At 47.0% G+C, this 14,420-nt stretch carries 13 protein-coding genes and 2 tRNA genes; 7 read left to right on the forward strand and 8 right to left on the reverse strand.

Annotated elements, in window-relative coordinates:
* Positions 1 to 16 precede the first annotated feature (16 nt).
* Positions 17 to 1,225: a gephyrin-like molybdotransferase Glp gene (glp, locus tag NC980_RS22530; RefSeq protein ID WP_190375995.1), complete on the reverse strand. Its 1,209-nt coding sequence runs from the start codon at positions 1,223 to 1,225 to the stop codon at positions 17 to 19.
* A gap of 60 nt (positions 1,226 to 1,285) precedes the next feature.
* Here glp and mtnA point away from each other — a divergent pair, with 60 nt between their 5' ends.
* Positions 1,286 to 2,347 (forward strand): S-methyl-5-thioribose-1-phosphate isomerase, encoded by a 1,062-nt coding sequence (gene mtnA / locus NC980_RS22535; RefSeq protein WP_190375996.1) that lies wholly within the window; start codon positions 1,286 to 1,288, stop codon positions 2,345 to 2,347.
* A 145-nt stretch (positions 2,348 to 2,492) separates the two neighbouring features.
* Positions 2,493 to 2,565: transfer RNA gene (locus NC980_RS22540), tRNA-Ala, on the forward strand.
* Positions 2,566 to 3,092: 527 nt separating this feature from the next.
* On the opposite strand, the gene NC980_RS22545 is transcribed toward NC980_RS22540, so the two are convergent.
* Positions 3,093 to 3,425: a hypothetical protein gene (locus tag NC980_RS22545; protein WP_190375997.1), complete on the reverse strand. Its 333-nt coding sequence runs from the start codon at positions 3,423 to 3,425 to the stop codon at positions 3,093 to 3,095.
* Between the two features lie 451 nt (positions 3,426 to 3,876).
* The gene (locus NC980_RS22550; protein WP_190375999.1) at positions 3,877 to 4,164 is read right to left on the reverse strand and encodes a hypothetical protein; all 288 of its coding nucleotides are present in this window, start codon (positions 4,162 to 4,164) and stop codon (positions 3,877 to 3,879) included.
* A 578-nt stretch (positions 4,165 to 4,742) separates the two neighbouring features.
* On the opposite strand from NC980_RS22550, the gene NC980_RS22555 reads away from it, so the two are divergent.
* A complete protein-coding gene (locus NC980_RS22555; RefSeq protein ID WP_190376000.1) occupies positions 4,743 to 4,904 on the forward strand; it encodes a hypothetical protein in 162 nt (53 codons plus the stop codon).
* 111 nt (positions 4,905 to 5,015) lie between these two features.
* Positions 5,016 to 6,446, forward strand: a complete 1,431-nt coding sequence (locus tag NC980_RS22560) for a VapE domain-containing protein (RefSeq protein WP_190376001.1) — start codon at positions 5,016 to 5,018, stop codon at positions 6,444 to 6,446.
* A 941-nt stretch (positions 6,447 to 7,387) separates the two neighbouring features.
* On the opposite strand, the gene NC980_RS22565 is transcribed toward NC980_RS22560, so the two are convergent.
* Entirely contained in the window at positions 7,388 to 8,470 is a 1,083-nt protein-coding gene (locus NC980_RS22565) for a site-specific integrase (protein WP_190376003.1), read from the reverse strand.
* Positions 8,471 to 8,490: 20 nt separating this feature from the next.
* Here NC980_RS22565 and NC980_RS22570 point away from each other — a divergent pair.
* The 3 genes from NC980_RS22570 to NC980_RS22580 all read left to right on the forward strand — a co-directional run bounded on the left by NC980_RS22570 (position 8,491) and on the right by NC980_RS22580 (position 10,089).
* Positions 8,491 to 8,585: transfer RNA gene (locus NC980_RS22570), tRNA-Ala, on the forward strand.
* Positions 8,586 to 8,989: 404 nt separating this feature from the next.
* Complete coding sequence (locus NC980_RS22575; protein ID WP_190376004.1) at positions 8,990 to 9,331, forward strand: DUF3596 domain-containing protein; 342 nt, start codon at positions 8,990 to 8,992, stop codon at positions 9,329 to 9,331.
* On the forward strand, positions 9,328 to 10,089 hold the full coding sequence (locus NC980_RS22580; RefSeq protein ID WP_190376005.1) for a site-specific integrase: 762 nt from the start codon (positions 9,328 to 9,330) through the stop codon (positions 10,087 to 10,089). The genes NC980_RS22575 and NC980_RS22580 overlap by 4 nt, the downstream gene beginning before the upstream one ends.
* 160 nt (positions 10,090 to 10,249) lie before the next feature.
* On the opposite strand, the gene NC980_RS22585 is transcribed toward NC980_RS22580, so the two are convergent.
* From NC980_RS22585 to NC980_RS22600, 4 genes are all read right to left on the reverse strand, one after another.
* Positions 10,250 to 10,468 carry a hypothetical protein gene (locus tag NC980_RS22585; protein WP_190376006.1) on the reverse strand — a complete coding sequence of 73 codons (219 nt, stop codon included), beginning with the start codon at positions 10,466 to 10,468 and terminating at the stop codon, positions 10,250 to 10,252.
* A complete protein-coding gene (locus tag NC980_RS22590; protein WP_190376007.1) occupies positions 10,465 to 12,690 on the reverse strand; it encodes a virulence-associated E family protein in 2,226 nt (741 codons plus the stop codon). Before NC980_RS22590 ends, NC980_RS22585 begins: the two co-directional genes overlap by 4 nt.
* Before the next feature lie 401 nt (positions 12,691 to 13,091).
* On the reverse strand, positions 13,092 to 13,847 hold the full coding sequence (locus NC980_RS22595; RefSeq protein WP_348254073.1) for a hypothetical protein: 756 nt from the start codon (positions 13,845 to 13,847) through the stop codon (positions 13,092 to 13,094).
* Between the two features lie 202 nt (positions 13,848 to 14,049).
* On the reverse strand, positions 14,050 to 14,420 hold a 371-nt coding region (locus NC980_RS22600; RefSeq protein ID WP_190376010.1), incomplete at its 5' end, for a M48 family metallopeptidase.

Raw genomic sequence — 14,420 nt, forward strand, 5'->3', positions numbered from 1 at the left:
GAATTCACAGTAGTTTCTAGCTCACTTTGAGAATTCGGATGGTTTCGCCTGGGGAAATGTGAGTTTGTCCGATCGACATTTTCCCCAGTGCATTCGTTCCTGCAAGATTGATCAAGTTTCCCGATAAGCGACTGCCACCCGCAGGAGCGAAATGCAATACACCGTCTGAGGTCGACACCGATCCCCATAGGTAAAACTCCCGTTTGCCGTCGGATTTGAGTTCTTGAGTGGCGATCGCGCTCAAGAATTTGGGCTGGAAGCCCTGCGCCAGTCCTGATAATTTCCGAATTGCAGGCTGAGCAAACCGCCAAAACGTCACTAACACTGAAGCCGGATTTCCGGGGAGTCCAAAATACAGCGTCGAATTCGGAAATGTTGCAAAGGTCAGAGGTTTACCGGGTTTAACAGCGACGGAGCGAATCTGAATCGCTGCACCTAATTCTTCTAAAATGCGATCGACGTAATCGTAATCGCCCACAGAAACCCCACCCGAAGAAATGACGACATGCGCAGAATCAACCGCCGTAGCGATCGCGTTCTTCAATTCCGCTGGCTCATCACAAATAATTCCCAGCGAAATCACCTCTGCTCCCATTTCTGCAACGAGAGCTTCGAGCGCATATTGATTAGAATCGACAATTTGTCCGGGTTGGAGTGGTCGATCGGGAGTAACCAATTCGCTCCCCGTTGAAAGAATCGCCACCCGCAAACGGCGAAAAACTGGAACTTCTACACATTGCGCTGCTGCCAAAATCGCGATTTCAGGCGCTTTCAGAACAGCACCCGGAGAGAGTAGAGGATTTCCAGCCTGATAATATGAACCGCGATATCGGACGAACGATCCCTGAGTGGGAGGAGGCGTGAGAATCGAAACGCGATCGCCCTGCCGCTGAGTGTTCTCCTGCATCACAACGGTATCTGCGCCCGCAGGCATCATCGATCCCGTGAGAATTCTTGCCGCTTGTCCAGGCTGTATCGATTTCTGAGGTAGATAGCCTGCGGGGATCTCTTCAACGATCTCTAGAATAGCGGGCTGTTTCACATCCTCAAATCGCACTGCATAGCCATCCATCGCAGAATTATCCCAGTGGGGAAAGTCGAGTTTGCTCGTAATCGGAGCCGCGAGAATGCGATTACGACACGCTGCTAACCCAACCCTTTCGATTTCTTCGATCGCCTGAACTGACTCTAAAATCAGCGTTTCTGCTTCTGCAACTGACAGCATAAATTCAATTCCAAATCCCGTTTCCGCTAAGATCAACAATACTCAACCGTAAAGCTAAATATGTCTCCGAGTCAGGTTTACCCCCAGGTTTATCCCGTAGTTTGGAACCACGATCGCGTTTTGCTGATCGATCAAACTCGTTTGCCAAGTGAATACACCACAGTAGAAATTTGTCGCTGTGACGAAATGGCTCAAGCGATCAAAACGATGATTGTGCGGGGGGCGCCTGCGATCGGGGTTGCTGCCGCTTATGGAATGTATCTGGGTGCGCGAGACATCGAAACCCCGAATCGAGAACAATTTTTAGCCCAACTCGAAACTATCGCTGCTCAACTCCGTGCGACTCGTCCAACGGCGGTGAATTTATTCTGGGCGATCGATCAGATGCTGAAAACGGCGCGGCAAACACTCGGATCGGTTGAGTCTTTGAAAGAGGCGCTATTGTACGCAGCCAAGCAGATTCAGGAAGACGATTTAGCCACTTGTCGATCGATTGGCAATCACGGTTTAGCGGCTTTGCCTGCAACCCCTGAAAGACTGCGGCTTCTCACACACTGCAATGCAGGCGCATTGGCAACCGCAGGGTATGGAACGGCTTTAGGTGTGGTGCGATCGGCATGGACAGCGAACCGTTTAGCGCGAGTGTATGCCGATGAGACGCGCCCTCGCTTGCAAGGAGCCAAACTTACAGCTTGGGAATGTGCTCACGAAGGAATTCCGGTGACGCTAATTACCGATAATATGGCGGCTCACTGTATGCAGCGCGGCATGATTGATGCGGTTGTTGTGGGAGCCGATCGCATTGCGGCAAATGGAGATGCAGCCAATAAGATTGGGACTTACAGCGTGGCGCTGATTGCAAAAGCACACAACATTCCGTTCTTCGTTGCGGCTCCGGTTTCAACGATCGATTTCAGCATTGCGGATGGTACTCAAATTCCCATTGAAGAGCGCGATTCGTCTGAGATTTACCAAATCGGTGAAACGGTTATCTGTCCACCTGGCATTGAGTTTTACAATCCTGCGTTTGATGTGACTCCGGCTGAGTTCATTACTGCGATCGTTACGGAATTCGGCGCATTTGCACCGGATCAACTTCAGGCGAACTTACGAGTTGCTTAGGTGCGATCGTATCCTTTGGCTTTGGTCTTGCAGTTAGAGATCGCTATTAAAACAGTCTCTAATTCATACCCTTGAGCCTTCTAACAAAGTCGAAAAAACTGCATTGTTGCTGTTGTCTAGACTAAGGTAGAATAGGTTAAAGCTCGGGGCTATAGCGCAGTTGGTAGCGCGTCTCAATGGCATTGAGAAGGTCAGGGGTTCGACTCCCCTTAGCTCCATTGACTCACTAGCGTTCGTCTGTCCTAGCCATCTTGCGATCTGCCTTAAACTTGCCTTACAGCTTAACTCCTTTACGCCAGCCTACAATGTTCGTAGTTAAGCATCTCTAGGTTAGTCCATAGGGGAACTAGCGTCTAAACCCCCTAAGATCTAATGCTGGCAAGGGACACATCTATTTTAGTCCTTGGGACTTCTGCCAGATGGGCAGCTAACCTAGGTTCTGAAACTCCTACTATGTCTAGCTTTGAGCATTAGCCTAAAATGTCGTGCCTAATTTTGGACTAAGTAGCCCCTGAGGTTCGTAACTAAGGACGGCCCTAAGCTACCCTGATGTGACAGTTGATGTGCCAGTACCTACAGAATAGCCACATGAGATCTCAGCATGGTACTAGGCACAACTTAGCCTGAAAGATAGGTTGGTAACACAGAGATACAAAACACTTAAGTACGAACATAAGAAAGCCCGCGGCTAACCAGGGGCATTGTCCTTTCATGAGTTGGGATCTAAGGCAGTAGGTATTTACTACTAGCCTAGGAACGATACGAGACCTAGCGTACTGAGGTAAAAGTAGTCGTTGTCTGTTATGTCCGTAGGTGGCTCTAAGGTTGGATCTCCACTGGCTGCCATGTAATAAGGCAATAGCTCACTTTCCTTGCCACCTGCCATATCCTCGATCGCCATAGTTAACCATCTAGGGCTAGTTGCCACAGATACACCTAGGATACGCTCTAAGCCGTCATGCAGTTCTGCGATAGAGCGATAGTCCTGACCTTGGAACTGATAGCCTGTAGCGTTGATACGGAGACCATGAAGAGGGTGCTGGAGTAGCTTAAGGGTTGCCTTGATACCCTCTCGCATACGATCGCTGATACCAAGGTCATTCTTGCTGTCGTCAATAGTTTCTAACCACGCCTTAACGATCTTAGTATTGGGGGTACCCCTGTCTACTTGCTCTTGCGCAATTCTAGCGACATAAGCCATAGTCTTAGCGCGTGACTCTGCCTTAGCCTGATCTGCCTGTCGTTTAGCCTGGGCTGCCTCTTCAGCTAGTCGCATTTGTTGGTACAGGTTAGCCTGTAGCTCGTCTAGCTGGGCTTGGGTCATTGGTTTAGTCATAGTTAATAGCCCCGGTTAATTAAGTGAAATTTGATAGCATCACGGATCGCTTGGCTGGGTGCCACGCCATCAACTTCAGCTAGTCTATTGATCCGTTCTAGGTGATCCTTAGGAATGTAGACCGATGTTTTCACGGTCTCAACGGGTAGCGCCATACATTAGCAGGTAAATAGGTGTACCCCTAAACTGTCTACTAAGAGACTAGCCACAGATCCGATACAGCGATCGCCGTGTTAGCCCCCGATAATGCCTCAGGTCTAACCTCTAGCTGCTTACCATTACGAGTCTGTAGGATCAGTCTGTCACCATCGCCTAGGTTGCCTCTGTCTACGGGTACCTGGGTTAGTTCCCCGACATGGTCATAGCTGTATACGCTGAAGATCCAGGGGCGATCGTAGTCTTGTACCTCAACATATAGATCATCTCGTTCTACATAGCGTGTCCGGGTACGTGCGTTATAATAAGAACAGTTGCGATCCATTATCTTTCTCCATAAGATGTCAGTTAGTCAGGGCTAGCATGTTGGCAGCATCGTTAGCCCCATTCACTCAGGTATTACCCTTGCCTACCATTAATTTGTAAAACAACGTTAGACGGGATAACTATGAGAGAACTATTTACGATCGAGGTTATGGCAGTGGACTACAGACAGGAAGAGAAGGAACCTAAACCTAGAAAGACTAAGTACGTAGCACTACGCTTAGAGGCTGATAGCCATGACTGGCTAACCTCAGAAGCAGCTAGATCAGGCAGTGACGTTAGTGCCTTACTGAGAGAAGGTATTGAGCTACTGAAGGCTGATAGGTCTATCCGAGATACAGTACGTGCCCAGTTCCGTAATAAAGGGCTATCGCTAAGGCAAGGTAAGGTACAGACTGCATAAGCCTAACTAATGCTACAGTCTGTACCTATAAGCTAAATGTAGAGTCGCTATAGTGCTATTTTCCGAAACTACCTCCAGATCTAGTGTAGAATAGATGTATTAGGGCATGAAAGCAGACCTGTGGACATGCCCTTTTAGACAGGATAAAGGTACACACGACTAGGAGGTAGTTAACTATGGCAAGAGGGTGTAAGACTGTTGACTTTCCCGATCGACTAGACTTTAGAGTGACCCCAGATCAAAAGAAGGCAGCTAAAGAGAAGGCACGTAAACTAGGCTATTCCAGCGTGGCAGAGATGCTGAGAGCCTACATGCTGGAAGACATTAAGGCAGCCTAATAACTGATCTGGGCAGGTCACTAAACTACCTAAACAGCAAATACCCCGGTCTCACGCCAATGAAACCAGGGGCATCTAACTAACTTATGCGCATGGAGCGCTACAACTATTATGTCACATATTTCACTGTTTGCAACCTCTACCAGACACCCTGATAAAGCCAATGGCGCTACCTGGGAGGTAGATGGTAATAAGAAGGCTAAGACAGATCTTAGAGGCTATATCCTATCTGAAGATGGCGATCGCTCCTATAAATATTGGGAAGTGTTCCAACAGACCATGATCGATAATGGTCTGAAGATGAACTCTTGGAATGGCACTATCGAGCTAGAAGGCAAACCTGGTAAGTACACTCAGGCGCAATTATTGAGTGCCTTTGAGGATGAACTTAGCCTTATGTGTAAGCTGACTACTGAGAGCTTTACTCGTAAGTTCAATATCCTATGTGAGCAACGCCAATTTAACCCAGTGATCCAGTACCTAGAAGGGCTGGTAACTAAGGCTAAGGAGGGTAATATTCTCTGCTTTGGTGACTGGATGTTGGCTAACAATAGCGATCGTAACGAGTATGAAGCCTATGTACGTAGCGCTAAGTATGAAGCTAGTAGAAAACCTGTAGAAGCATGGGAGGGCTGGTCTACTCTGGCTAAGGATGTATTGGGGGTAGACGATGAACTATCACAAGAGATGTTCACCTCATGGCTCATTGGGGCTGTCGCTAGGGCTGTAGATCCAGGGTGCCAGATGCGTCAATGCCTTACCCTACAAGGTGCCCAGGAAATAGGGAAAACTCAGGTACTTAAAGCCCTAGCAGGGGAATATTACAGCAGTCGAGATAGCGAAATGTCTGACGCTGACGTGTATCGTCAATTGCAGTCATGCTGGATCATGGAACTAGAGGAAATTGAGGCGATCGCGTCTAAGCGTAGTGTGGAAAACCTTAAGCGCTTTATCTCAGTACAGGAAGATGAGTATCGCCATCTGTACCAGAATGAAGTCAGAAAGCATCCTAGACATAGCGTATTAGCTGCCACTGCCAACAGTACCAATTTCCTGAGGGATGAAGATAATACACGCTTTTGGGTTATCCCTGTACCTGGGGAGATCAATGTAGAGTACGTTAGATGCCATAGAGACAATATCTGGTTAGAGGCTTATCGTCGTTACTTGACAGGTGAGAAGCCTTGGAATAAGGAGTTATCTCGTAAAGCCTCTGAACGTGCTAAAGGGTTTACTGCTGATAATGAATTATTGGAGACCCTAGAGGCTGTACTTGCTAAAATGGGGGATAAAGGAGCGATCGCGCTAGCCCCTAAGGATATTCTCGCAGCTGTATTTAACGTTACGCCCTCTAGTCGCCAATATACCCCCATGTCTAGAAAGCTTTCTAGTGCTATGGATACCCTAGGTTACACCCAGAAAGAGAGACGTGTAAGTGGCGTTAAGGCTAGATACTACTTTAAGCCTGAAAATGCTGACAGTGAGCTAACCTTAGTGACTTGTGCCCAGCTTGAACAGTACAGGCATAATTCTTACGCATAACCTAGCATAGCCCCTATAGCCCTGGCTTATCAGTCAGGGCTTTTTTTATGGCTTTACTGTCTCAGTGTCTCAGATAAAATAGGGCATCTGAGACATATCTGCGACACCCCTAAAGCCTTACATAGAGGAGCTTCTAGCCTTACTGTCTCAGTGTCGCAGATGTTTGACTAAACTTAAGTATAGACCCTAAAACTACATATAGCAGGTAACTTTGGGTAAACATCTGCGACATCTGAGACAGTAGCCTCTAACCCTTGCCACGTAAGGTTTTAGCATCTGCGACACTATCTGAGACGATCTGAGACAGCTAGCCCCCTTTGTATTACTGACTTACAATAAGGTATTTTATCGAACGTAACAATATGGCTGGGTACGCAGAATGTTACATCACCACACGTGGAGGGCTAGAGATCACCCTGGATGGTCGAACTTATTCAAGTTCACTCATCAAAATTAAATGGAAACATAATAATAAATGGCACTATGCAGAAGGGCAACATAGTCATTCTAGCTATTTGAAGGTTAAGACGTTCTGGTTTGAAACGCCATTAGGTGAAGTGAGAGTACATAAGGACGATGTTAAGGGTGACTGCGACCTCCTTGCCTGTATTTGTCCTAACAGTTATGAGAGAGACAGTAACAGTGCGTACTCAAGTAGGCAGCCTGTAATAATGCATGAAGTGGACATAGAACGTAATGATCAAGGTGAGATAATATCCCTCGTTATCGACAGCAAGAGTTACCCCATAGCTCAAGTTTCTATAAGTATTAGGGGTACGATCATTCAGACTACCCCTTATGACTACAAGCTAGCAGAAAAACTAAAAGTAAGTAAGGACTTAGAAATAGTAACGCCAGACAGGAACTATTCTGTGCGTTTTGAAGACCTCTATAACGATGTTCAAAGGCAGCTTTTGAACATGGTATGCCCAGGTGTTTGTTTATAGCCCTAAGTCTGGTAACTCATGTCTATTGATAAGGTGCCCATAGGTCTTAATTACCATAGTGGCATTTGAGTGCCCTAAGAGATAGGCTACCTGAGTTACAGGCATACCAGCCTCTAAGCAGTGACTAGCAAAGGTATGCCTAGTATTATGAACCGGTCTATAGGCTACCCCTGCATAGCCTAGGATGGGCTGCCAGTATCGCTCTCTCCAGTTATGCCCTGAGATGACCTTACCTTCTACAGAGGTAAATACTAGATCCTCTGGCTTACCAGGTACGCCTAGGGCATACCTTAGGCTATCGTGCAAGGTTAGCAGTCGGATAGATCCTGTCTTAGTCTTCTTACGCTGCCTAGTGTGACCATTACCAGATCTCTTAATGGGTAGAGACTCAGCGATCGTAATGTAGCCAGCGTATAAGTCTACATCCTTCCATCTCAAACCTATCGCCTCACTAATTCTTACCCCGGTGGCAAATAGGAACTTAACCAAGGGTACGTAATGGGGTGATCTATCCTCAAATGCTGCCAGGATAGCCCTCATTTCTGCCTTGGTAAATGGCTGGATACGCTTCTTTTCTGCCTTGGGTGCCTTCATAGCCGCGTAGGGGTTAACTGTGACTAGCCCTTGCTCTACAGCCCAGTTAAGGCAACGTCTAGCCATCCAGAGCCGTACCTGATACGTAGAGGGCTTGATATCTGCCTTGGCTAACCAAGTGGTATCAGTGATCTTAGGGTTAGCCTTGAGTAAGACAGATCTAAAGCCCTTGTAATGGTTAGCGTAGGTTTCAGGGTTCAGGTTCAGCGTAGCCACCCATTGATCGAACAGGTCTAGCAGGTGTGCAGGCTTGGCTATCTCTGGGACTGCCTTCTGTACCAACCTGTAGCTGTCAAGGCTAGGATCGAATTTACCTGTGAGAATGTCTGTCTCGATCCTGAGGGCGATCGCCTTGGCTACCTCTAGATCCTTCTTATTGCTGTAGCTACCCCCTGGTACTGGGTTTAGTCCATAGCGTTTTCCTGATACAGAGAAACGTAACTGAATAGAGCCTCTGTTATCGATAGGGGTGATCTTTCGCATCTGCCTTAAACCTGACTGTAGGAATAGGTCAAGGCAGTCGTAAAGTAGGAAGGCTGGACTTCCTAGCGTCTCAATGGCATTGAGAAGGTCAGGGGTTCGACTCCCCTTAGCTCCACTACCTGGAAACGTTGATGTATCAAGGTTTTCCGGGCTTACTCCCTAGCGCTAGGGAGCTAACTGATTCTCAATAAGTAGCGTCTGAAAGCCTCAGAAATCGTCAGGAGAGTTCTGAAATTGGTACGGATTTGGTCCCTTCTCAGTAACAGGGTGCGTGATCAGATAGAGTGTGAAAAATAAACAGTAGAAATAGTGCTTTTGGTGGTAACGGTGGTAACGGTGGCTTGACACCATTGCCCTGTAATGCTTTTAGACGTTACCACTCATTTTTAGGGTGGTATTCAGGTGGTAACAGAGAAGGGGAGGTAATGTTTATCAACCCCTAATAAAATCAAGCGTTTCAGCGCTGTTACCACCTCAAAAGCAGCGTTACCACCCTTGTATCGTCAAAGGTGGTAACTGATGGCAAAATCGCAAAAAGGAAGTGTAGCGGTTTCGGCGGTAGACGGTCGGTTACGGTTGCGATGGCAAGCGATCGACGCTGAGGGCAAACAGAAACGATTCTCTCTAGCGTTTGGCGCAAGCAACGCGACGAATCGACTTGCAGCCGATCGTTTAGCGCGACAAATAGAATTAGACATTGCAAGCGGAAACTTTGATCCATCACTGCGGAAATACAAAGTAGGTACGGATCGACAAGACTTGCTAACCGTAGTTCAACTGCTTGATCGTTTTGTGTCTGCGAATATTGCCGCAGAGCAGTCCAGCAGCCAACAGCGCTATCGAACCGAAACCATCTTGTGAATTGCTTTCGAGATTTAGAGGTCGATCAAGTCACCGATAAGAAAGCGATCGTGTTCCTGCGCTACCTGCAAGACTGCGGACAGAGCGGTGAAACTGTGAATCTCAATCTCACCTTGGTTCGCGCTATCTGGAAGTGGGGAATTAAGAAAGGACTTGCTCGAATCAATCCTTGGCTTGATATGAAAGTCAAAACCGAACCGAGACGAGCCGCGAAGCCATTCAGCCGTGAAGAAATTCAGCAGATTCTTGCCGCATTTGAAGCAAACTACTATCACCATTTTGTGCGGTTTCTATTGGGTGTGGGATGTCGCATTGGTGAAGCGATCGCGCTCGAATGGGCGGCATTGAATGAGGACTGTTCGGAAGTGTGGATCGGTAAAGCTTGGGATGCCAAGGGTAAGCGCGTCAAGTCCACTAAAACGAATGAAACTCGCACCGTTCCGATCAGTCCCAATATCCAAAAGATGCTGCAAGAACTGAGAGAGCAGAGCGAGTCTAAGTTAGTGTTTCCCGCGCCAAAAGGTGGTTATATTGACGGCAACAATTTTCTGAAACGGCACTGGAAGCCGTTGTTTGAAAACACAGGGATTGAGTACCGCACTCTTTACAACAGCCGCCATACCCGTTGGAGCCATGAGATTGAATCGGGCAATTTAACCATTGCAGAAGCCGCTGATTATGCAGGGAATAGTCGTAGAACGATGATGGATCGGTATTATGGTGCGACAAAGCGCCCACGATTGAAAGACTTCGACTAGGCGCGTTTACGGCTGAATAGCTCTTTTCGCTTTGCTGAGATCGCTTGCTCATGCGCTTCTGGGTCATTTTGGAATCGAACCGCTAAATCAATCATTGCAGGGTCGAAACGTCGCAGCCTTCCAGAGCCACCGTAATGAATTCCAGAGTAAATAGCCGTCTTTAATCCACCGCTCGATCGTCGATTCCGATAGCTTCGTTCTCTGACAAGTTTCGTCTAAGGTGAGCCACATTGTTCTGTTTCCGTCGATTTGATTTGTAATTTGCGTAGAGTTCGAGTGTTGGGATGACTTCCAAAAGTAGCTTGATCGCGCCTGGATTACGGGAGATGCGATCAATTAATCGGTGTGCATATAGCCGAAGCTCATTAGGCTGATTCAACTCACAAGCCTCTCTCGGTAGGGTTCGCAGTCTCGAAGCCAGTATTTTTCGCCTGTTTCACTTTGCAATTTGTATTCGCCTGTTGGTCTGTTTTTTGGAGCCTTGGTAATCGAAAACTTTGTTCCAGTCGGCTTGTGTACCGCGATCGCGTTCGGTGTGACCCAAGCGGGAAGCTCAGGATTCTTCGGATTGCGTGGTTCACTCTGATCGACTTGTGGTTGAGCCGTAGGCAGTTCAGGCTTAATCCAGCCCTTGGTTACTTTGCCTTCGATCCGCTTTGAATCGCGCCGCCATCCTGCTTTCTTCAGGATTTCAGCTATACGCATCTGCGAAGCTTTGTCTTGTCGCGCAGTTTCGATCAGCCCTTGCAGATCGAGAATTTCCTTTGTGGTTACAAACTCTAGAGCGTCAACATAACTCAATACTGGGTCTGTCCAAGGGTCGCTGGTTTGAAATTGCTCTGCAATTCCGGCTGCTGCAATCTCTTCTAAGTCGAAAAGCCACCATTGCTCACTTGCTTTATAAAGTGCAACCGCAGCCGCCCAGATGCGATCGCGCTCTGCCTTGAGCAATGCGGCGTTGATATCTTTCAAAACCGGAATTACCCAGAATCGACGATTCCCGGTGCTATCGCTCAAGAATTCATTTTGGTTAGTGGTTCCGACGATCACAGACGATCGCGGCATTTCCTCAGTATCTCGACCGTAGGGAGGTCTTACAAAATCAGTGGAACTGCTTAGAAAAGCTTTTGTTGCTGCAACGTCTTTACGTCGGAAAACTGTCTCAAGTTCCGCCCATTCGACAAACCAGACACGGTGCAGCTTCAGTTTCTCGTCTTTGTCAGAGACGTTAGCTAACGAGTCGTCAAAGTATTGATCGCCTGCCAGAATTTTGAAGAACGTCGATTTTCCCGCGCCCTGCTTACCTTGAAGAATCAGTGCTGTATCAACTTTGCAGCCCGGATTGTAGGCTCTGGCTACTGCTGCAATCAAAGAGCGCTTGATCATTGAGTTGTAGATTGGTTCAGTTTGCCCGAAATACCGTTCTGCAAAGCTGCTCAGAATTTCGGTGCTGTTGCCGTGTTCAGTGGAAACTCGATCAAGATATTCAACGATCGGACTGTAGGAGTTTCGTTTAGCTGCCAGTAGAAAGACTTCTGAGAAAGTGGCGTTGTTTGATTTCGCTCGAAAACCGTACTGAATATTGAGTTGAGTCTTTGCAATTCCTGCGGAAAAAGGTTTGGATTCAAGCTCTACTTGCTTTTTGAGCGTGTTGAATCGAAGTTTGGAGCCAAATCCCTGAATTAGGCTGAGGTAGTCAAAAAAGGTTCTGTCCTTTGAGATTGCGCTCCACAAATAGCCACCCGGAAGCCTCGCTAATTCCTCAATTCGATTATCTTTGCGATACTTCTCAATCACTGACTCAGCAAGCTCGGAGATTGAATCTTTATCAATCTCAGCCCTGATCGCACGAATTGCCTGAATTAGTTGATCAGCCTTCGGTCTGCTTAGGTAGATAATTGCCAGCCTCAAAATGGCATCTACACACTTCTGCTTTTCTTTCTGCTCCAAAGCTGCCCAATGTTTTGGGATCTCAAGTAGAAATTCTTCCGGTTCAAATGCAGAATCAATAAGAGATCGATAGTTCTGTGCTGTGTAACCAGCCTTAAAATACTCACATAGTCCAGCTTTCGGCTCACCTTGAATTTCGGGAACTAGCTGGATTTTCCCATTTAGATACAATCCAGCCTTGAAAAGTTGTGTGAAAACATTTGGATTGCGCCAGCCGTCTGCATCGTAAAGTAGCGTGTAGCCTGCTTTTGGTTTCAGTGCCTTGTAGCAGTGGCTTACACCTGGGATCGCGCCTGTTGGGATACCACCATGAATCGTTCCCGCCGCCGCATCTTTGAAACCTTCTGTCATTACTTCACAGTTTTCAGGCAGATAAGCCTTCGACTGCTTACCGCATGGCGTTAAATACTTCGCTGGTTTTCCGTTGCGATTTGGGGGATTGTCGCACCGTAACTGCCCGTAATCCAAAGTGAAGGAAAAATAAATTCCACTGCTTGACCGATATTCGCCCAAATCATCTTTGCATATGATGTTGAGCGATCGCGCTTCTGATTCAGTAATTGAACGAACTCCGATCGATTCAATCTGATCGATCCGGGAGTCGCTGAAGCCCTCGGACGCGAGGTGTGAGCGGTGATGGTCGAGAAGCACTATCGCAGCCCTCCTTGCTTTTGGAGATCAGCAATTCGCTCTGCTAACACAAGCCGCAAATCAAACTCGATCGATAGTTTATTGAATTTGTCTCTACGGAGCCGGATGCTCTGAAAGGCAATTGGGTTGGGAGCTGCTAAAATAAGCATAAGAAAGTTACCCGCCTCCTGCGGGGATTGAAGCGATCGTGAATCCAGAGCCTCTAAACTCTTGTGGATTGGCGATCGCTTTTTGCTGATTTTGAGTTCTTTGAAGCTATTTGAAGCTAATTGTTAGGGAATTGGTTTCGGTTTCCTTAAAGAAGAGTTGCCTAGCAAATCCTGCCAAGCAGAAGTTTATGAATGTCAACCTCTTCTTTTACTTACTACGAACCTGCTTGCACTTAAAAATGTAAAGGCAAGTTACGAATCCGTTACCTTAATAATGTATGGCATGTATGGCATGTATGGCGGAACTGGCGTAGGTTCTGCCCACCGAACGGGTTGCATTGTCTTAGACAAGACAGGCTGACCGTAGTTGTACACTATGTTGCTGGCGCGGTTTCTTACTTCCTTCGACCTCAAGAAACTGAGGTAAGCTTTGTGAGCCTTGAGAAACTTTTCCCATGCCTCTCTTAATGGCTTGTGCCGAAACCGCTCATGCCAAATGCCATACAGACAAAAATTTAGCCATGGTTCAGAGCGCCACTTCTCCAACGCTTGCGTTTCTTCTGATTGACTTGCTCTACCCCTAAAAAGCTTAGATTGAAAAGTTCTCATTTCCCTCTCTTGCTCTAGGGTCATTCCAGCACTGCAACGATCAGTAAGGATTAAGTTAATGCTATCTTGGCGTTCGTCCTTTAGAATTTGGACAAAAAGTGCTCTAGGATCCGAAAATCTGAACTCATAGCCTGAATTAGTTGCAGCCTCCCTAATCAAATCAAAACCTTGATTGAGTACTTGCAGCTGGGTCCAGGAAATATCCCCTTCTAGGTCTAATAGCCGCTTCTTGATAGGCGTGTTAGTCCAGTCGACTGCATCGAAGGGGTCAGCAGGACGAAGCCCTGAGGAAAGCAAATCTAGAAAGATAACTCTCTGCAACGTTAAACTAAAAGAGCCTAAGACAACTTCAATAGAGCGTCGTCGTTTTATCGGAAAATCACGCGTATCAATCTCCATTGAAAGCGAATTCAAAGCTCGAAATAAGCTTCTGTTGGGAAGCGTAGCTACTGTTTTAATCATGAGACGTGGAATAACGACATTGAAAAAAGATACTGAAGAAGTGATCACTAGCGGAAAAAGCAAGTCGATGTAACAAAACCGCAACAGAGTTCATTCCTGCCTCTCTAATTTCTGTTAAAAGTTGACGCTATCTATTAACTCACTCTGCCCAAGCTTCCGCAGAGAGTGGGAGTTCATTAAGCTCAGCACGGGCTTCGCGCCAAGTCGGATAGTATTGATCGAGAAGTGCAATGAAGCGATCGCTGTGAGTCGGTTCTATCAAATGCGCGAGTTCGTGAACGATGACGTATTCGAGAAGATCTTTCGGTTTCTTGACTAGCTCTGTATTTAGCCGAATGTGTTTGGCTTTAGGATTGCAGCTTCCCCATTTGGTCTTCATGCGCTGTAAGAAATAGGCTGACTGCGAAGATAAAAGAGTCTTTCTGCTGCCAATCTGACCCCTAAGCTGACCGGCTTTGTGCCTTTGTATTGATTTGTCGATTGGGAGCAGAAAGACCCTTGTTGTTTGTA

This window comes from Leptolyngbya sp. AS-A5 (assembly GCF_039962495.1).
GTDB lineage: Bacteria > Cyanobacteriota > Cyanobacteriia > Leptolyngbyales > Leptolyngbyaceae > Leptolyngbya.